General features: G+C 72.2%; 22 protein-coding genes. 10 read left to right on the plus strand and 12 right to left on the minus strand.

Annotated elements, in window-relative coordinates; translation table 11 throughout:
• Positions 1–15: 15 nt before the first annotated feature.
• Positions 16–2133, minus strand: coding sequence for a diguanylate cyclase (locus ACIBQZ_RS07995; protein ID WP_396087730.1), 2118 nt, complete (start codon positions 2131–2133; stop codon positions 16–18).
• Positions 2134–2214: 81 nt separating this feature from the next.
• On the opposite strand from ACIBQZ_RS07995, the gene ACIBQZ_RS08000 reads away from it, so the two are divergent.
• The 3 genes from ACIBQZ_RS08000 to ACIBQZ_RS08010 all read left to right on the plus strand — a co-directional run bounded on the left by ACIBQZ_RS08000 (position 2215) and on the right by ACIBQZ_RS08010 (position 4004).
• On the plus strand, positions 2215–2820 hold the full coding sequence (locus tag ACIBQZ_RS08000) for a 5-formyltetrahydrofolate cyclo-ligase (protein WP_396087731.1): 606 nt from the start codon (positions 2215–2217) through the stop codon (positions 2818–2820).
• A gap of 68 nt (positions 2821–2888) precedes the next feature.
• Positions 2889–3278 (plus strand): FmdB family zinc ribbon protein, encoded by a 390-nt coding sequence (locus tag ACIBQZ_RS08005; protein ID WP_396087732.1) that lies wholly within the window; start codon positions 2889–2891, stop codon positions 3276–3278.
• A gap of 120 nt (positions 3279–3398) precedes the next feature.
• A complete protein-coding gene (locus ACIBQZ_RS08010) occupies positions 3399–4004 on the plus strand; it encodes a hypothetical protein (protein ID WP_396087733.1) in 606 nt (201 codons plus the stop codon).
• 59 nt (positions 4005–4063) lie between these two features.
• Here ACIBQZ_RS08010 and ACIBQZ_RS08015 read toward each other — a convergent pair whose 3' ends face one another.
• Positions 4064–4249, minus strand: coding sequence for a hypothetical protein (locus ACIBQZ_RS08015; RefSeq protein WP_396087735.1), 186 nt, complete (start codon positions 4247–4249; stop codon positions 4064–4066).
• Positions 4250–4306: 57 nt separating this feature from the next.
• Between ACIBQZ_RS08015 and ACIBQZ_RS08020 the strand changes: the two genes are divergently transcribed.
• Positions 4307–4636, plus strand: a complete 330-nt coding sequence (locus ACIBQZ_RS08020) for a translation initiation factor 2 (RefSeq protein ID WP_396087736.1) — start codon at positions 4307–4309, stop codon at positions 4634–4636.
• 78 nt (positions 4637–4714) lie between these two features.
• Here the strand turns inward: ACIBQZ_RS08020 and ACIBQZ_RS08025 are convergent, their stop codons facing one another.
• On the minus strand, positions 4715–5194 hold the full coding sequence (locus ACIBQZ_RS08025; protein ID WP_396087737.1) for a DUF2231 domain-containing protein: 480 nt from the start codon (positions 5192–5194) through the stop codon (positions 4715–4717).
• A 194-nt stretch (positions 5195–5388) separates the two neighbouring features.
• Here ACIBQZ_RS08025 and ACIBQZ_RS08030 point away from each other — a divergent pair, with 194 nt between their 5' ends.
• A complete protein-coding gene (locus ACIBQZ_RS08030) occupies positions 5389–5823 on the plus strand; it encodes a Fur family transcriptional regulator (RefSeq protein WP_396087738.1) in 435 nt (144 codons plus the stop codon).
• Between the two features lie 39 nt (positions 5824–5862).
• Positions 5863–6723 (plus strand): oxygenase MpaB family protein, encoded by an 861-nt coding sequence (locus ACIBQZ_RS08035; RefSeq protein ID WP_396087739.1) that lies wholly within the window; start codon positions 5863–5865, stop codon positions 6721–6723.
• A gap of 79 nt (positions 6724–6802) precedes the next feature.
• On the opposite strand, the gene ACIBQZ_RS08040 is transcribed toward ACIBQZ_RS08035, so the two are convergent.
• The 7 genes from ACIBQZ_RS08040 to ACIBQZ_RS08070 all read right to left on the minus strand — a co-directional run bounded on the left by ACIBQZ_RS08040 (position 6803) and on the right by ACIBQZ_RS08070 (position 11987).
• Positions 6803–7636: a RecB family exonuclease gene (locus ACIBQZ_RS08040; RefSeq protein WP_396087933.1), complete on the minus strand. Its 834-nt coding sequence runs from the start codon at positions 7634–7636 to the stop codon at positions 6803–6805.
• 89 nt (positions 7637–7725) lie between these two features.
• Positions 7726–8343, minus strand: a complete 618-nt coding sequence (locus tag ACIBQZ_RS08045; RefSeq protein WP_396087740.1) for a MarC family protein — start codon at positions 8341–8343, stop codon at positions 7726–7728.
• A 51-nt stretch (positions 8344–8394) separates the two neighbouring features.
• The gene (locus ACIBQZ_RS08050; protein ID WP_396087741.1) at positions 8395–9246 is read right to left on the minus strand and encodes a PHP domain-containing protein; all 852 of its coding nucleotides are present in this window, start codon (positions 9244–9246) and stop codon (positions 8395–8397) included.
• Between the two features lie 34 nt (positions 9247–9280).
• Positions 9281–10144: a PH domain-containing protein gene (locus tag ACIBQZ_RS08055; protein WP_396087742.1), complete on the minus strand. Its 864-nt coding sequence runs from the start codon at positions 10142–10144 to the stop codon at positions 9281–9283.
• A 9-nt stretch (positions 10145–10153) separates the two neighbouring features.
• Positions 10154–10312, minus strand: a complete 159-nt coding sequence (locus ACIBQZ_RS08060; RefSeq protein WP_015625668.1) for a hypothetical protein — start codon at positions 10310–10312, stop codon at positions 10154–10156.
• Positions 10313–10440: 128 nt separating this feature from the next.
• Positions 10441–11121 (minus strand): DUF6758 family protein, encoded by a 681-nt coding sequence (locus ACIBQZ_RS08065; protein WP_396087743.1) that lies wholly within the window; start codon positions 11119–11121, stop codon positions 10441–10443.
• Positions 11122–11231: 110 nt separating this feature from the next.
• Positions 11232–11987, minus strand: a complete 756-nt coding sequence (locus ACIBQZ_RS08070; protein WP_396087744.1) for a TrmH family RNA methyltransferase — start codon at positions 11985–11987, stop codon at positions 11232–11234.
• Between the two features lie 465 nt (positions 11988–12452).
• Between ACIBQZ_RS08070 and trxA the strand changes: the two genes are divergently transcribed.
• Positions 12453–12815 (plus strand): thioredoxin, encoded by a 363-nt coding sequence (gene trxA, locus ACIBQZ_RS08075; protein ID WP_396087745.1) that lies wholly within the window; start codon positions 12453–12455, stop codon positions 12813–12815.
• Between the two features lie 110 nt (positions 12816–12925).
• A complete protein-coding gene (locus tag ACIBQZ_RS08080) occupies positions 12926–14932 on the plus strand; it encodes an intein-containing Rv2578c family radical SAM protein (protein ID WP_396087746.1) in 2007 nt (668 codons plus the stop codon).
• Here ACIBQZ_RS08080 and ACIBQZ_RS08085 read toward each other — a convergent pair.
• A complete protein-coding gene (locus ACIBQZ_RS08085) occupies positions 14929–16155 on the minus strand; it encodes an FxsB family cyclophane-forming radical SAM/SPASM peptide maturase (RefSeq protein WP_396087747.1) in 1227 nt (408 codons plus the stop codon). The two genes, ACIBQZ_RS08080 and ACIBQZ_RS08085, sit on opposite strands and share 4 nt — an antisense overlap.
• A gap of 54 nt (positions 16156–16209) precedes the next feature.
• Here ACIBQZ_RS08085 and ACIBQZ_RS08090 point away from each other — a divergent pair, with 54 nt between their 5' ends.
• Positions 16210–16617 (plus strand): CoA-binding protein, encoded by a 408-nt coding sequence (locus ACIBQZ_RS08090; protein ID WP_396087748.1) that lies wholly within the window; start codon positions 16210–16212, stop codon positions 16615–16617.
• Between the two features lie 90 nt (positions 16618–16707).
• Complete coding sequence (locus ACIBQZ_RS08095; RefSeq protein ID WP_396087749.1) at positions 16708–17217, plus strand: DUF4190 domain-containing protein; 510 nt, start codon at positions 16708–16710, stop codon at positions 17215–17217.
• Between the two features lie 44 nt (positions 17218–17261).
• Here the strand turns inward: ACIBQZ_RS08095 and ACIBQZ_RS08100 are convergent, their stop codons facing one another.
• Positions 17262–18017, minus strand: a complete 756-nt coding sequence (locus ACIBQZ_RS08100) for an SDR family NAD(P)-dependent oxidoreductase (protein ID WP_396087934.1) — start codon at positions 18015–18017, stop codon at positions 17262–17264.
• Positions 18018–18047: the final 30 nt, after the last annotated feature.

Here is an 18047-nt window from a genome sequence, read left to right on the forward strand (position 1 = left end):
GGACATGCCGCGAGACTATCGGCCACGGGCCTGTCGCGGCGGTTGTGGCCCACCGGGCGTGCCCGGTGGCACGACGTCGGAGCCCGCCACATGATCAAAATGCCCATCCGGTACGCCCGCCGAAACCGCGGCGTCCGTCACAGTCGCCGGGGGCACGCCCTTGGTCTCGGCCAGCCGATACGTGTCCCGTCCCGCATTCTTCGCGGCGTAGAGCGCGTCGTCAGCCGCATCGAGAACCTGCTGCGCGGTCGTGCCGTGCTCGGGGAAGACGGCTATGCCGATGGAGACGCTGATCGCCACCCGGTCGACCGGCGGCCCGGTCGCCGCGTCCTGCCGGCGGGCATCGATCGGCACCGGGATCTCCCGCACCGCGGCGCCGAGCCGCTCGGCCACGATCACCCCGCCGTACGCGTCGGTCTCGGGCAGCAGCACCACGAACTCCTCCCCGCCCTGCCGGAACGCGACGTCGACCTCGCGCAACCCGATCCGGATCCGCCGGGCGAACTCGCCCAGCACCGTGTCGCCGGCGGCGTGGCCGTACTTGTCGTTGACGTCCTTGAAGTGGTCCAGGTCGAGCACGAGCACGGTGAGCATCCGGCCGAACCGGCTGGCCCGCTCCACCTCGCGGCGCAGCGACTCGCGCAGGTAGCGGTAGTTCCAGAGCCCGGTGAGCGGATCGGTCAGGGACAGCCGCTGGGCCTCCTCGTGCACCCGGACGTTGTGCACGGCCACCCCCGCCTGCCCGGCGAACGTCCGCAGGGTGAGCAGGTCGGCGTCGTCGAAGCCGTCCGCGCCCAGCCGGTCGTACAGGGCCAGCACGCCCAGCGTCGCCGGCAGCCCGGTGACCAGGGCGTCGCCGGGCACCAGCGGGTCGCCGACGATGGCCGGGGCACAGATCGGCACGGCCACGTAGGTGCGGCAGGCCGGCTCGTCGAGGGTGCCGCCGCCGGGCCCGCAGATGCCGCGCCGCGGCTCGCCGCTGGACGCGACCGCGCCCAGGACGCCGGTGCCCAGCGGCACCCGCAGCGTGGGCAGTTCCGCCTCCGGCACGTCCCAGCGGCCGGTCAGCCCCTCGGCGCAGCGGGCCACGAGCCGGCCGTCGGTCGGGTCGAGGAGCAGCACGACGCCGGCGCGGGCCCCGGTCGCCGACAGCGCGGTCTGCAGGATGACCTGGAGGATCCGGTGCAGGTCGTGGGTGCTGGACAGGGTGTCGCCGAGGATCGCGAGGTGGCCGCGGAGCTGGTCCCGGCTGGCGGTCAGCGCCTGCACGTACGCCTGCAGCTCGCGGGTCATCCGGTTGAACGTGCCGGCCAGCTTGCCCAGCTCGTCGTCGCGGCCGACCGGCACCCGGGTGCCGAGCTCGCCGTCGGCCACCTTGCCGACCGCCCAGGCCAGCTCCGCCAGCGGCCGGGTGGTGGAGCGGGCCAGCCAGCGGGCGACCACCATGGCGACCCCGGCGACCAGGACGACGCCGAGGATCAGCAGCGTGTACAGGCCCACGGGATGCCCCTGCGGCACCGAGACCACCAGCGGCAACGGCTGGCCCGGCTCGGCGGTGACCGCGCGCAGATAGCGGTGCCCGCGCGGGGTGACCTCGCCGGGCAGGGCGGCGGCCACGGCCGCGCTCACGTCGGCGGGCTCGGAACTCAGCGCCGGGCCGGCGCCGGGACCGTCGTGGGCCAGCAGCGTCACTTCGGCGCCGCTCGAGGCCGCCAGCCGGGCGACGAACCCCGCGTCCAGCAGCTGAGCGGCCGCGACGGTGACCTCACCCTGCCGGGCCCGGGCGACGATGGCGGTCACGCTGCCCCCGGCGGCCGGTGCCGCGCAGTCGCGCTGCCCGCCGCGTTCGCTCCCGATCCGGATCTCGGTGGCCAGGCCGCGGGTGACGAGCTGGTCGGCCGCGGCGCGCCGGTCGGCGTCGGGCAGCACGGCAACGGCGTCGGCGGCGGCCTGGAGCTGCCGGCAGATGGCGCCGATGGCCGTCCGGACGGTGGTCGCGGCATGATCGAGCCGTTCGACGGTCCGGTCCCGGCTCACCGTGGCCACCGTCATACCGACGAAGAAGGACCCGAGCAGAACCGGACCGAGCACGACCACCAGAAAAGCCGTAGTGAGTCGGCCACGCAGAGTCACACGTCCTCCTGGAAGTGGCCTTCTTTGGAGCGATGCTGACATAGTGTGCCCCGTTTGCCGGTTTCAAAAAGGGGGTGTTGCATGCCGGATTTCGCCGGTGGAGCGGAAAGTCCAGGCCGGCGTAAGGTTGCGCTGCGCAATCGACTGCTTGCAGCCCGTAGATCACTGTCCGCGAAAGACCGCGCGCAGGCCGCGGCGGCGGTCCAAGCCGTCCTGCGGGATCTCGTACGCGCCCAGGCGCCCACGATGATCGCGGCGTATGTCCCGCTGGGCCCGGAACCGGGCGGCCCGGACCTGCCCGACGTGCTGGGCGACCGGCTCATCCTCCCGGTGCTGCGGCCGGACAACGACCTCGACTGGGTCCGCTACGCGGGGCCGGACACCCTGCGACCAGGCCCGCGGGGCCTGCGGGAGCCGTCCGGGCCCCGGCTCGGCGTCGACGCGGTCACCGCGGCCGCGCTGCTGATCGTGCCCGCGCTGGCCGTCGACCGCGGCGGCCTGCGGATGGGACGCGGCGGGGGCTCGTACGACCGGGTGCTGGCCCGGGCCGGCGGGGCCTTCTCGGTGGCCCTGCTGCACGACGGGGAGCTGCTGGCGGCCGTACCGGCGGAGCAGCACGACCGGCGGGTGCACGCGGTGATCACACCGGGCGAGGGTCTCAGCGACACCGCCGACTGGACGAAATAAACTCCGATGACGGAGCATTGGCACTCCCAGACGGCGAGTGCCAAGTCAGCGAGTAACGCGGAGGACCAGTGCCCACGTACCAGTACGCCTGCACCGAGTGTGGCGAGCAGCTCGAGGCGGTGCAGTCGTTCTCCGACCCGGCCTTGACGGAATGCCCGAACTGCGCCGGCAAGCTCCGTAAGGTCTTCAACTCCGTCGGCATCGTTTTCAAGGGCTCCGGCTTCTACCGCAACGACTCCCGGGCCGGCAACGTAGGCGCGGAGAAGTCGGCCGCGCCGGCCGCCGACAGCAAGTCCGACTCCTCGTCGTCGACGCCCGCCGCGGCCCCCGCGTCGACGACGGCGGCCTCGGGTTCGAGCTCGTCGGGCAACGGCTCCGGCTCATCCGGTTCGTCGAGTTCCGGCTCGTCCGGTTCGTCGAGCTCCAGCCCGGCCAAGACCGCGACGTCCTCCTCCTGATCCGGTTTTCCACATCCCGGGGTTGTCCACAGGACTGCCCCGGGATCTGCTGTGCGGCGCCTACCGTGCTGATCCCAGGCGCCCGTCCGCACGGCGCCCCGGCCGGCTCAGGAGGCGGCGATGCGGGGCAAGACCCGCCGGGAAGCACGGCTGGACCCGGTGCGCTGGCGCCGGCCGGGCCGATCCGCCCTGCTGCGCACGGCGGTCGTGGCGGCGCTGATCGGGACGGCCGCGCTGCTGATGTGGACCGGCCCCGAGACGTGCGCCCCGACCTGCCCGGCCTCACCGGCTCAGCACAACCCCGCGGTCCCGGACGGCAGCCCGCCGGCCGTCCGCCCCGCGGTCCCGGACGGCAGCCCGCCGGCCGTCCACCCCGCGGTCCCGGACGGCAGCCCGCCGGCCGCCCGGCCCGCGGTCCCGGGGGGCGGTCCGCCGGTGGCCGTCCGGCCCGCGGTGCCACCGGGGCTGATCGGCGTACCGGTCCGCCTGGCCGATCCCGCCGCGCTCAAGCTCATCCATCCGGGTGACCGCGTCGACATCTTCCGGGTCCCCGGGACCGGCGACAGCCCGCAGGCCATCGCCACGGCAGCGCCGGTCCTCGAGGTCACCGGCGCGGAGGATGTCGGCACCGGCGCCCTGCTGGTGGCCCTGACTCCCGCGGAGGCCCGGCGCACGGTGATACCACCGGCCGGCGGCTACGCGGTCCTCCTCCGAGCCGATGAATAGCGCTCGGTCCCCGGACCGCCCGGCCGGGCCGGTCGCCTGATGCCCGGGCAGTGGCGGGCTCAGCCCCAGTGCGGCGGCCGGTCCTCCAGCAGCCGGTCGTCGTTGGAGTCGGCGCCGCCGAAGCCCCAGCCCCGCTCGGTGTCGTCGCGGGTCTGCTCCGGCAGCAGCGGCGCGGCCTCCTCGGACTCGAAGTCCACGGTGCGCTCGGCGTCGGCATCACGTTCAGGCTCGTCCAAGATGTCCACGCTATGAGGGTAGGACGCGTCGCGGTGCGCTGTCGGCCCCCGGGGGATGTAGCGTCGATGAACGTGAGCGCCCCGACCGGTTCCGACGACGAGTACTGGCAGCGCCCCGATGCCGAGCCGGAGCCCTTCGGCGCCGGCCGCCCGCTTCCGGCGCCCGACCCCACCCCCGCCTACCAGGGACCGCCGCGCACCCCGCCGCCGTCGCCGCACTGGCAGCCGCCGGTGGTGCACGAGCCGCCGCCACCCCGGGTGATGCCACGGCAGGACATGGACGCCCTCGACGAGGCCGAGGGCTCGGCCCGGACGATGACCTACGGCGTCGGCCTGGTGGTGGGTGCGGTCGCGCTGATCCTGATGTGCCTGCTCTGCGCCCGCATCATCTTCTGAGACCGGGCGCCCGCCGCCCGTGCCGGGGCGGGCACCGCCCCGGCCGCCACCCCACATGGCGGCCGGAGCGGCGGACCGTCAGGACGACGAGCCCCAGACTGCCTGGGCCCCGGAGTCCCCGGTCCTGAACACGTAATAGCCGGAAACCGCGGCGAGCGCCACCATGATCACTGCCAGTCCCAGCTCCGCCGCGCGGGGTAGCGGGCGCTCCGAGCGGCGCAGCGCCAGGAAGACCATGACCAGCGTCACCGCGCCGAGCCCGAGCGAGTAGTAGAACGTCAGCTCGCCGAAGCCCACGTGTTCGTCGATCGCCGCCAGCGGCGGGCCGCTCATCCCGTTCGCCACCAGCCGCTCGCGCAGTTCCTCGCCGGATTCGGTGGCCACCCAGGACGTCGCCGGCGCGGCAACCGCCAGCAGCACCGCGGCCCAGCCGACCCGGGCCCGCCAGCGGGGCACCACCGCGAACACGATGGCCATCAGCGCCAGCAGCGGCACGAAGACCACCGCCGCGTGGACCACAAGAGCGTGTACGGGCATGCCGTTGATCTGGTCGAACACGGCCACCTCCTTCAAGTCGCGCGGGATCCCGGCCCGCCAGACCAGAAATCTCTGACGACGCAAACATCCCCCTGTGTGCGCCTACGCGCAGTGGACCATTCTGGTTCACCACCGCACGTGAGGATCTTCCGGCGCGGCACGTTCCGGCCGATCACCAGGTTGAGCCGGTAAGGATCCCGTGCTGTCATGGTGGGATGCCGACCGGGGAGCACCTGCTGCGGGCCGCCGGCCTGCGGGTGACCCGTCCCCGGGTGGCGGTGCTCGCCGTCCTGGCCCAGGGCGGCCACCTCGACGTCGAGGAGATCACCCGCCAGGTGCGGGACCGCCTCACCTCCGTCTCCACCCAGGCCGTTTACGACGTGCTCGGCGCGCTGTCGCGGGCCGGCCTGGCCCGGCGGATCGAGCCGGCCGGCAGCCACGCCCGGTTCGAGGCGCGGGCCGGCGACAACCACCACCACGTCGTCTGCCGCGGCTGCGGCACGATCGAGGACGTGGACGCCGTGGTCGGCGAGCAACCCTGCCTGGAGCCCGGCGCCGCGCACGGCTTCGAGGCCGTGGAGGCGGAGGTCACGTTCTGGGGTCTGTGCCCCGCCTGCCAGCAGGAACGTCGCGCGGATCGCGCTGCCTGAACCTGTTCAAATTCGCCGCCGGCGTGGCACGCTGGGGGGATGAACAGCAGCCCGGACCTCGGACTCTTCGGCCCGGAGTCGGTCACCTGGAAAGTGCACAACGAACCGATCGTGACGATGGGCGGCCTCCGCTCGCTCTATCTGCAGGCGCTGCACCCGCGGGCGGTGGCGGCGGTGGCGCAGAACTCGGGCTACAAGTCGGACCCCTGGGGCCGCTTCAACCGCACCTCGGAATACGTCGGCACGGTCCTCTACGGCAGCACCGACGAGGTGGAACGGGCCGCGAGCCGGATCCGGCGCATGCACTCGCGGATGACGGCGACCGACCCGCGCACCGGCGAGCGGTTCCGGATCGACGAACCCGACCTGCTCCGCTGGGTGCACGTGGCCGAGGTGGAGTCGTTCCTGTCCACCGCCCGCCGCGCCGGCCTGAAGCTGACCGAGCAGGAAGCCGACACCTATTACACGGAGCAGCTGAAGGCCGCCGAGCTGGTCGGCCTCGACCCGGCGACCGTGCCCGCCACGGTCGCCGAGGTGGCGGCCTACTACGAGCAGATGCAGCCGCAGCTGGGCATCACCCGGGAGGCGGCGGAGACCGCGCTGTTCCTGACCGTGCCGCCGCTGCCGGACTTCTGGGGCAACCGCGCCCTTCGGCTCGGCCTGAACTTCGGCCCGGCCCGCTGGGCCTACTTCGGCGTGGCCGGCACCGCGGTCGCCCTGCTGCCACCGTGGGCCCGCAAGATGTACGGCGGCCTGGGCCTGCCCACCACGGACCTGTCCGCCGACCTCTCGGTGCGCGGCATGCGACTGCTGCTCAGTGCCGCCCTGGCGGCGGCCCCGGAGCAGTACAAGATGGCCCCGATGCGCCGGGAAGCCCTGCAACGAGCCGGCCTGGCCTGACGGCCACGGCCCCCGCGCCGCGCCAGGTCCGAGGCCGCGCCAGGTCCGAGGCCGCGCCAGGTCCGAGGCCGCGATGGGGCTAGCCCGGCGGCCGTTCGAGGTGTTCGACGGCGGCCCATGGCTCCTTGGCCTGGGCCTCCTGCCCCGCCGGGCAGGCTCGCCGGAAGTCGCACCAACTGCACAGGCTGCCCGGATTCGTGGGGAACTCCGCGTCCGGATCCGCGCCGGCCGCGACCGCCTTCTCCGCCGCGATGATGTCGCGAGCCGTGTCCTCGGCGCGCGCCACCTGCCTGGCCAGCGACGCCTCGGTGTGCTCGTGCACCGCGACCGTGGCCGTCGGCAGGTGGTGCAGCTCGACCCGGTGGCACGGGCGCCGGAACACCCGCTGTGCCGCATACGCGTACAGCGCCAGGGCCATCGAGCCGCGGGCGTCGTCGGCGTCGAGGCCGGAGCGGCCGGTCTTGTAGTCGACGATGACCGCCTCCGGGCCCTGCTCACCCGTCCGGGCGTCGATCCGGTCGGCGCGGCCGTTGAAGGCCAGCACCGCCGTCTTCGTCGCCACCACCCGCTCCACGCCCAGCGGCTCCTCCTGCGGGTCGAGGCCCGCCACATACGTCTCGAGCCAGCCCAGGGCCTTGCGGTAGGTGACCCGTTCCTGCTCCACGTCGCGGTAGCCCTCGCGGACCCAGGTCGACTTCAGCAGCGTGGGCAGCGACTCCGGGACCCGGCGCTCGGGCGGCACGGCATACCAGTTCTTCAGGGCCGTGTGCACGCTCGCGCCGAGGGAGTTGTGCGCCCAGGGCGGCCCCTTCTGCGGGGACGGGCGGTCCACGTATGTGTAGCGGTAGCGCCGGGGGCAGTCCGCGTAGGAGCCGAGCTTGCTCGGCGTGCACACGAAGAGTCGCTCGGGCATGCCGGCGAAGCCCAACTGCTCGGGCACCGCGGCCGTTCGGGGGGAGATCCTGGGCACCTCGTAATCCTGCCAGCACCCTCCGACAAGAATCAGGCCCCGGCGGTGTACAGCTTCACGAAGGCCGCCACCGCGTCCGCGATCAGCTGCACCGCGATGGCCGCCAGCAGCAGACCGGCGATCCGGGTGACCACCTCGATGCCGCCCGGGCGCAGCAGCTTGACGATGCCGCCGGAGAAGCGCAGCACCAGCCAGACGGTCATCATGACGGCGAGGATGCCGAGGCCGATCACCGTGTAGTCGGCGGCGCCGTCGGCCCGCTGCACGAACAGCATGGTCGCGACGATCGCACCCGGGCCGGCCAGCAGCGGGGTGCCGAGCGGCACCAGCGCCACGTTGCTGGTGCTGCCCTGCTCCATGGGCTCGTCGGTCTTGCCGGTCAGCAGTTGCAGCGCGACCAGCACCAGCAGCAGCCCGCCGGCGCCCTGCAGCGCGGGCAGCTGGACGTGCAGGTAGTCGAGCAGCGTCTGGCCGGCGACCGCGAAGATGACGATCACGCCGAGCGCCAGCAGCACCGCCTGGGTGCCCGCCCGGGTGCGTTCCTTGGCCGGCAGCGTCCCGGTCAGCGCCAGGAAGACGGGCACCATGCCCGGTGGGTCGACGATCACCAGGAGGGTCACGAAGACCTCGCCGAACAACTTCAGATTCACCGGATCAACGTAGGCCCCACCGCGCGGCGATGCCCTGAACTGCGGCGACCGTCACCCCAGGGCCGCGACGCCGGCCGCGGCGGCGACGATCCGCTCGTACGCGCCGGGGTCGGTGGTGAAGGCACCCAGCCGGACCGTCTTGTGGCTGCCGTGGAAGTCCGACGATCCGGTGGCGACCAGGCCGAGCCGGTCGGCCAGGGCCCGCACGTGCGCCCGCTGCTCGACGGTGTGGTCCTCGTGGTCGGCCTCGAGCCCGAACAGCCCGGCGGCGGCCAGCTCCACGATCAGCTTGTCCGGCACGATGCGGCCCCGGACAGTCGCGTTCGGATGGGCGAAGACCGGCACCCCACCCGCGGCCCGGACGGTCCGCACGGCCTCGAAAACATCAAGATCGGCTTTCGGTACGAGGTATCGCGCGCCCAGCCAGCGGGAGGCGAACGCCTCGTCGGTCGTGCGGACCAGCCCGGCGCGGATCAGTGCCTGGGCGATGTGCGGGCGGCCGACGGAGCCGCCGGCCGCGTACGCGCTGACCTCGGGCCAGCTGATCGCCACGCCGTCCGCGCGGAGCAGCTCGACGATCTTCTCCGCGCGCTGCTCGCGGTCGGTGCGCAGGCGCACCAGGTCGGCGGCGAGGACCGGGTCCGCCGGGTCGAACAGGTACGCGAGCAGGTGCAGCGGGATCGCCGGCTCCACTCCGTACCACCGGCAGGAGAGCTCGGCGCCGCGGATCAGGGTGAGCCCCGCGGGCCGGGCCGCCGCGGCCGCCGCCCAGCCGCCGGTGGTGTCGTGATCCGTGATGGCCATCACGTCCAGACCGGCCGACGCGCCCGCCGCCATCAGCTCGGCCGGGGTCAGCGTGCCGTCACTGGCGGTCGAATGGCAGTGCAGGTCGATTCTGGTCACCCGGAGACGCTACCGGGTGGGTCACTGCGGACCGTCAGGCGTCGTCGCCCGCGTCACCGTCCTTGCCCAACCGGGCCTCGACCGCCTGCGGCTCGTACATCTCCTCGACCACGCGCAGGTACAGCTCGTTCGGGTTGGGCAGGTGCTTGACCTCGCGCAGCGCCTGGTCCTGGCCGGCCGACTCCAGCACGAACGTGCCGTAGCTGAGCATCCGGCCCAGCGCGGACTGCTCGTACTTCATGTCGGTGACCCGCAGCAGCGGCATCATGGCGACCTTGCGGGTGATGATGCCGTTGACCACCATGACCCGCTTGTTGGTCAGGATGAAGCGGTCGAAATACCAGTCGCCGACCTTCCAGGCGACCCAGCCCATCACGCCCAGCCAGATCAGCACCGCGGCGGTGACCAGGCCGTCGATCTCCTGCCGGGTCAGGAAGCCGGCCAGGTAGCCGAGCAGCAGGGTCGAGCCGATGCCGACCAGCAGCGGAGTGGACAGATGGATCCAGTGCCGCTTCCACTCACCGCGGTAGCGCTCGGTGGGGAACAGATAGCGGGAGACCAGGGTGGTCGGTTCGTCCTCGAGCGGCAGCACCCGCCGGGGTCCACCGGGGACACCCGCGCCCTCGCCGCCGAGGCCCTGGAGCTCTTCCTCGGTGAAGATCGGCGGCTCGTACTCGCCCGGGTCGCGATAGTCGTCGTCGCGGGGGTCGCTGCCGTAGCCCGCGCTCGGCGAGTAGCCGGCGTCGGGGGAATAGCCGGGGCCGGCCGAGGCCACACCCCGGCGGTACTCGGGCCCGTCGTCGCGAAACGCCGGATCGTCGTACCCGAAGTTCTCGTCGTCGTCCCGAGGGCGACGCGCACCCTCGTCTTCAGGTTGCCGCGGCTCGCCAGGACCCATCAGGTGATGTTAAGCGACGAGGTTGGTGAAGAACGTTCCGAAACCACGGGCAATGTCCCCGATGGTGTCGCCCAGGGACTCGAAGACGGCAGCCGCCGAGTTCGGGTTGAACGCAATGAAGAAGATCAAGAATGCAATGCCAAGCCAGGTGAGAACCTTCTTGATCATGGCGGGCCTTCTCCTCCGTTGCGGGTACGGTCATCGCCGCAGCAACACTCACGGTATCAGTTCGACTGCTCTGTGTGAACATTGTGCCCGAAAAGCCGATACCGTTCCCGCAGGTCAGGCCCGGAAGTTCAGGCCTTGCCGTGCAGATACGGGCTTGGCGCTCCGTACACGAGCTCGGGCGGCACCCCGTCGGACAGGTCGTGCAGGACGACATGCTCGGCCAGGAAGTAACCCGCGCTTGCCGGCCACGCTACCGCATAGAGCCACATTCCTTTGGCTTCACTCACATAGGCGCTGCGATCCTCCGGGGACTTCACGCACCACAGTGGAGTGGGGTGACCGCCCACCTTGATCTTGGCGTGGGGGCCGGGGTGTCCACCCGGGTCACGCTCGCCGAGCGCCTCGGCGATCAGGTAGCCCGGGTCGATGCCGGAGATGCCGGCGAAGCGGGTGCCGAGCCCGACCCCGGGCTGCTCGGCGATCAGCACCAGGTCGGCCGGGCCGCCGCCGAGCGGCTCCGGGCCGCTGCAGGACAGGGCGGTCGCCCGCACGCCGGAACGCTCGTCGCCCGCCCAGCCCACGCCGGTGACCATCCAACCGGGCGGCAGCGGCCACGGGCACCACAACGGCATGTGCTCGACGGTCGGGGCCGGCCGCAGCCGCACGCTGTCGAGGATCTCCGGGCCGATGTGCTCCGCCACGTGGAACGGAGAGACGTCGCCACAGTTGTCGCAGCGCCAATCACTGTGCATCAGGTCCGGCGGCCGGACCTGCGCAGCACAACGGGGGCAACTCACTGTGACACCCACCCTCTTAAGGTGGGGCCCGGCCGGGTCCCCGTCAAGCGAATCGGCAGAACCCGGGTCATCCCGCTCGTTCACCCGTCCGGCGAGTGATGATCAACGCGGGCCGCCGCGGGTCAGCCCGGCGGCGGGCCCGCGTGGGCGCGCACCCAGGAATGCATGGCGATGCCGCTCGCCACGCCGGCGTTGATCGACCGCGTCGAGCCGTACTGGGCGATCGAGAACAACGCGCTGCACGCGGCGCGGGCGGTGGCGGAGAGCCCGGGGCCTTCCTGGCCGAAGATCAGCACACATTCCCGCGGCAGGGTGACCGTCTCCATCGGGCGCGAGCCCGGCAGGTTGTCGATGCCGATGATCGGCAGCGCCGCGGCCGCCGCCCAGCCGGCGAACTCCTCGATCGTCGGGTGGTGGCGCACGTGCTGGTAGCGGTCGGTGACCATGGCGCCCCGCCGGTTCCAGCGCCGGAGCCCGATGATGTGCACCTCCGCGGCGAGGAAGGCGTTCGCGTTGCGCACCACCGCGCCGATGTTGAAGTCGTGCTGCCAGTTCTCGATCGCGACGTGGAAGCCGTGCCGGCGCTGGTCCAGGTCCGCGACGATCGCCTCGCGCCGCCAGTACCGGTAGCGGTCGACCACGTTGCGGCGATCACCCCGCGCGAGCAGCTCGGGGTCGTAATGCTGATCCTCGGGCCAGGCTCCGGGCCAGGGGCCGACACCGACCTCGAGTTCGGGCTCGCCCGGCGTCCCGGCTGCGACCGGCTCGCCCAGCGGGTCGGCTGCGACCGGCTCGCCCAGCGGGTCGGCTGCGACCGGCTCGCCCAGCGGGTCGGCTGCGACCGGCTCGGCCGGCGTCTCGGAATCGTCGACGGTCATGGTCGAGCAGGCTATCCAGGGGCCCACGGGCCGCACCTGGGGGGAGACGCAATGAGCGGCGGGGCCCTCCCCGGCACCCGCCGCCCACGCTCTGTTGAGGAAGAGTGTGCCTTACCCTGCGTATCGATGTGAAGGGTTCTCAAGAGTGACCCAACTCACATTTAACTTTGTTACCTATTACCGTCGGTGGTGACCTGGTCGTTATCAAGCTGCGGTACGGGTACCCAGGAGGCGCCATCGGGGCAGCGCCCGCCGCAAAACGGGCGACACAGTCTGCTTCACAACTGAGAGTGCTCTCCTCACTTTGGGTTACGCTGTGGTGCCCAAGGTCCTCGTCGGAGACCCGGAAGGGTGCCGCAGACCACGTGTCACCGGCGCCGGGCCGGGAATCAGTACGGGCGACAGCGGGTTGACACCGCACGTAGGCCAATTTCCCGTGGCCTTTTTCCCGTGGACGGAGAGATCATGGCGACCGTTGCGCTGACCGCAGAGAATTTCGACGAGGTGACCGGCAAGGGCGGCATCGTCCTGGTCGACTTCTGGGCCAGCTGGTGCGGGCCCTGCGTGCGCTTCGCGCCGACCTACGAGCGCTCCTCGGAGAAGCACACCGAGATCACCTTCGGCAAGGTCGACACCGAGGCGCAGCAGGAGCTGGCCGCGAAGTTCGACATCCGCTCGATCCCGACGATCATGGCAGTGCGCGACGGCGTCATCGTCTTCTCGCAGCCCGGCGCCCTGCCCGAGTCGGCGCTCGAGTCCCTGATCGACCAGGTCGAGAAGCTCGACATGGACGACGTGCGCAAGCAGCTGGCGGCGCACAACCACTGAGACCGCGCAGCACCGGCGCCGCGGACCGCTTCCGGTCCGCGGCGCTTCTTTTGAGTACGTCCGCCGGGTGCGGGTAGACAGTGGATCGAACATGTGTTCGAATCTCCGTCATGCGATGGTCAAACCTGTCGGCCCCGGCCAACGATGACTCGCGCGTGGACAGGAACGCCTCGCTCCTGGACGCAGCGCCGACGGCTCCACCCCTGCCGTTGGCGCTGCCCGGAGCCACTGTCCGCACCTTCGACACCCCCGGGTTCGCCGGCATGACGTTCTACGAGATCCGGGCGAAATCCCTGATCAACCGGGTGCCCGGCGCCTCCCGGGTGCCGTTCCAGTGGACGATCAATCCCTACCGCGGCTGCTCGCACGCCTGCTCCTACTGCCTGAGCGGCGACACCCCGATCCTGCTGGCCGACGGCTCGACCCGCCCGCTGTCCGAGGTGCAGGTCGGCGACGCCGTCCTCGGCACCATGGGCGCCGGCGCGCACCGGCGCTATGTGCCCACCACGGTGCTCAACCACTGGACCACCACCAAGCCGGCCTTCCGGGTCACCCTGGCCGACGGCACCCGGCTGGTCTCCAGTGGAGATCATCGGTTCCTCACCGACCGCGGCTGGCGGCATGTCAGCCCGGCCGAGCCGGGTCTTCCCGCGCTGGCCGTCGGCGACCGGCTGGCCGGCGTGGGCCGCTTCGCCGACCCGCCCAAGGAGTCCCCCGACTACCGCACCGGCTACTTGTGCGGCCTGGTCCGCGGCGACGCCGGCGCACCGGGTGGCGCCCGGGAGAGCGACGCCTGGGTTCGCGGCGACTCCTACCTCGAAGACATCCCGCTGCACGTGGCGCTGCGCTGGCCGGAGCTGCCGTCCGGCGGCTGGTGTCGCGGCTTCCTGGCCGGCGCATTCGGCGCGACCGGCTACGCCGACCGGCTGGCCGTCGTCTTCACCAGCCGCGACCAGGGTTTCCTCGACCGCGTCACGGACGCGCTGACCCACCTGGGCCTGCCCAGCCGCCGCCCGCCGCACCCCCAGCTCGGCGAGGTCTACTCGGTCGAGGTCGCCCGTGACCTGTGGGCGGCGCTGCGCTTCCGGCACGTGACCGGCGTCAGCGCGGCGCCCCTGGACGCCGCGGGCGTCGGCGTGCGCAGCGAGCCGCAGCTGACCGTCGCCGACATCGAGGATCTCGGCCTGACCCTGCCGCTCTACGACATCACCACCGGCACCGGCGACTTCATCGCCGACGGCGTGGTGAGCCACAACTGCTTCGCCCGTAACACCCACACCTATCTCGACCTGGACGCCGGCCACGACTTCGACTCCAAGGTGATCGTCAAGGTCAACGCGGGTGAGCTGGCCCGCCGCGAGCTGGCCGCGCCGCGCTGGTCCGGCGCCCCGATCGCCATGGGCACCAACGTGGACGTCTACCAGCGCGCCGAGGGCCGCTACCGGCTGATGCCGGAGATCCTCACCGCGCTGCGCGACTTCGCCAACCCGTTCTCGATCCTGACCAAGGGCACGCTGATCCTGCGCGACCTGCCGCTGCTGAAGGAGGCAGCCTCGGTCACCGACGTCAGCCTGTCGGTGTCGATCGGCTTCGTCGACGAGCGGATGTGGCGCGCGGTCGAGGCGGGCGCCCCCAGCCCGCGCCGCCGGCTGGACGCGGTCGCCCGGCTGACCGACGCCGGCTTCCCGGTGAACGTGCTGATGGCGCCGATCCTGCCGGGCCTGACCGACTCCGAGGAGTCCATCGAGGAGACGGTCTCGGCGATCGCGGCGGCCGGCGCGTCCGGGGTGACGCCGCTGGCCCTGCACCTGCGCCCGGGCGCCCGCGAGTGGTATGCGGCGTGGCTGACCCGGGAACATCCGGAGCTGGCGCCGCGCTATCGCGAGCTGTTCGGCAGCGGGTCGTACGCGCCGCAGAGCTTCCAGAAGGACCTCGGCGCCCGGGTCCGGATGGCGGCCCGGCGGCACGGGCTGCACCGGGCCGAGCTGGGCGAGGCACGCACCGCGGGCGCCAACGCGGCACCGGCAACGGCCTACGCGGACGCGGACGCGACCGACAACGCGCGGGAACGCACCACCCGGCGTGCCGTGGAGCCCCAGCAGCTGACCTTGCTCTAGACCCGACGGGAGAGGTCGGCGGACATCCGCCGATGGATGTGCCCGATCAGGAGCTGGAGGTCCGCGCAGTAGACGGTCGGGTTACGGAAGCCGTCTCCGGCCCGGTAGCGGTGGGCGTAGTGCCCGCCCCCGCAGATCCGCTGCACGGGGCAGGCGGCGCACGTGTCGCTCAGCGCCGCGGCGCCCAGCTGGCGGGCCACCACGCCCGGATGGTCCAGCATCGCGTCGATCGGGTCCGTCCGGACGTCGAGGCCCGTCTCGCAGGCGCCGGCGTAGGTGCTCTTGAGCGAGTCCACCTGCTCGATGGCGCCGTCCGATTCGATCACCGCTATCGCCACCGGGCTGAGCCCTACCTGCTCCGAGCGGCTGGAGCCGCCCAGCAGCAGATTCATGATCTCCTCGAAGAGCCGGATGCGGGTCTCCCGGCGCGGTGCGCCGTACCAGCGGTCGAAGACGGCGATCAGCCAGTCGCCGTGGGGTGTCGGGTGCCGTGACGATCGCGGGGGCGGGGTCGTCCAGTTGGCGTGCGGCAGGAGGAAGTCGATGGTCGGCGGCTCGTGGGTGAGCAGGGCGGCGTAGGTGGCGACCGGATCCGTGCCGGGATCAACGGTGCACAGCAGGCCGGCGTAGGACGAGCGGAACCTCAGACTGGCCAGCAGGCGCAGCGCCCGGTCGACCTCCTGGTGGCTGCCCCGGCCGTCCCGGAACCTGCGGTGCTGATCGTGGTCGGCCGGCAGCCCGTCGACGCTCACCCCGATCCTGACCTGTGCCGCGGCCAGCCGGTCGAGCTTGTCCGCGTCCAGGGTGACGGCGTTGGTCTGCATGCTCACGTCGAGCCGGCAGCCGGCCGGCATCGCGCGGCGCATGTCCCCGATCAGGTCGAGCAGGCGGTCGACGCCGGCCAGCAGCGGCTCGCCGCCGTGCAGCACGATGCTCACCTGCGCCAGGCCGTGCGCCCGGGCGTGGTCGCCGATCCGGCTCGCCGCGGCCCGCCAGACCTCCGCTGACATCACCGCCGGGCGGTCCCGCCAGCTCTGGTCGGCCAGCTCGTAGACGTAGCAGTAGTCGCAGGCCAGGTTGCAGCGCTGATGCACCTTGAGCACGAACTCCCGGATCGCGGCCGGCCGCCACCCGGACTGCCGCAACGCGGTGACGTCGAGCAGGTCGTACGGCCACGGCGGATGCGCGGGGGGCCGCGGTAGCGACGTCACCGGCAGGCTCACCCGGCGCAGCGTACCGGCCGCGGATCACGGGCGGGCGTGGCTAGAGTCGGTGCCATGAGGAGCGCACAGCGGATTCTGGCCGAGGCGAACGTCATTGCCGTGGTCGGCGCCTCGCGGGATCCCGGCAAGCCGGCACACACCGTCCCGCTCCAGATGTTGCGGCACGGCTGGAAGATCATTCCGGTCAATCCGTTCGTGGCCGAGATCTTCGGGATCAAGACCGTGCCGACCCTCGCTGACCTGCCCGAACCCGTCGACCTGGTGGACATCTTCCGGCCCGCCGCCGACGCCGTGGAGATCGTCCGGCAGGCCGTGGCGATCAAGGCGCCGGCCGTCTGGCTGCAGACCGGCATCGTCTCCGCCGAGGCCCGGCAGATCGCCACCGAGGCCGGCCTCGATTACGTCGAGGACCGGTGCCTGGCCGTCGAACGGGCCGTCGGACGGCTCAGCAAACTGAGCTGACCCCACCTGGACAGGACCTACCCGCTGCGTCGGGTCACCTCAGTTACCCGTCGGCTAGTACCGTGCCGGGGTGAACGAGGAGGACCTCTGATGACATACCCGCCGCCCGGTGGTACGCCGGATCCATATCAGCCCCAGCAGCCCTACGGGCAGCAGCCGGGTTACGACCCCACATCACCGTATTCGCAGCCGGACCCGTACGCGGCTCCGGCGAGTGGCGCGCCCGCCAGCGGGCAGCCGTACGGTCAGCAGCCGCCCTACGGCGCCCCGTCCAGCGGCCAGCCCTACGGCCAGCCGCAGTACGGTCAGCAGCCCGGCTACGGCCAGCCGTATGCGCAGCAGCCGTACACGCCGCAGGCGCCGACCAACACCATGGCGATCCTGGCCCTGGTCTTCGCCTTCGTGTTCTCGCCCGCCGCGATCGTCATGGGCCACGTCGCCAAGAAGCAGATCCGGCAGACGGGCGAGTCCGGCGACGGCCTGGCCACCGCCGGCCTGTGGCTGGGCTACATCTTCACCGGCATCTACGTGCTGATCTGCGCCTTCTACATCGTCGTGGCGATCTTCGCGATCGGCTCGAGCGGCACAACGTCCTACTGACGTCCGGCGCGCCCGGTGGACCCTGGTCCACCGGGCGGTCCGGCTCAGCGGAACTCGGCCTCGCGGACGCTGTTGCCGCCGTCGACCACCAGCATCTGCCCGGTGATGTACGACGCCGCCGGTGAGCAGAGGAACGCGATCGCCGCCGCCACCTCGTCCGGCGTGCCGGGGCGCCCGATCGGGGTGCCGAGGCCCTGCTTGATCTCCGTGACGGTGGACGCGGCCGTGTAGATCGTGCCCGGCGCCACGCAGTTGACGTTGATGCCGTCGGCCACCAGCTCCATCGCCAGCGCGCGGGTCAGGCCCACCACGCCGGACTTGGCCGCGGCGTAGGCGGCCTCGGTGGGCAGCGCGTTGATCGGGCCCGCGGTCGCCGCCAGGTTCACGATCCGGCCCCAGCCCTGCTCCGACATCCCGCCCACGAACGCCCGGCTGCACAGGAACGCCGTGCTCAGGTTGCGGTCGATCTCGGCACGCCACTCGTCGTAGGTCAGCTGGGCGACCGGGCGCAGCACCTCGGGGCTGGTCCGGCTGGCCAGGCCCGCGTTGTTCACCAGCACCTCGACGTCACCGAGCTGGTCGACAACCGCGTCGGCGAGCGCGCCTACCTCGGCCTCGTCGGTCAGGTCCGCGACAAAACCGGTGATGCCCAGCTCGGAAGCCCGCTCGTGGATCCGCCGCGTGGTGGAGACGATCGCCACCCGGGCGCCGAGGTCGCGCAGCCGGCGCGCGGTCGCGTACCCGATGCCGTCCGGGCTGCCGGCGCCCGTGACCAGGGCGACCTTGCCGTCCAGCCGCATCGTCACGGGGAACTCCTCGGCCTCGGTCGC

The organism is Actinoplanes sp. NPDC049599 (assembly GCF_044465625.1).
Classification (GTDB): Bacteria; Actinomycetota; Actinomycetes; order Mycobacteriales; family Micromonosporaceae; genus Actinoplanes.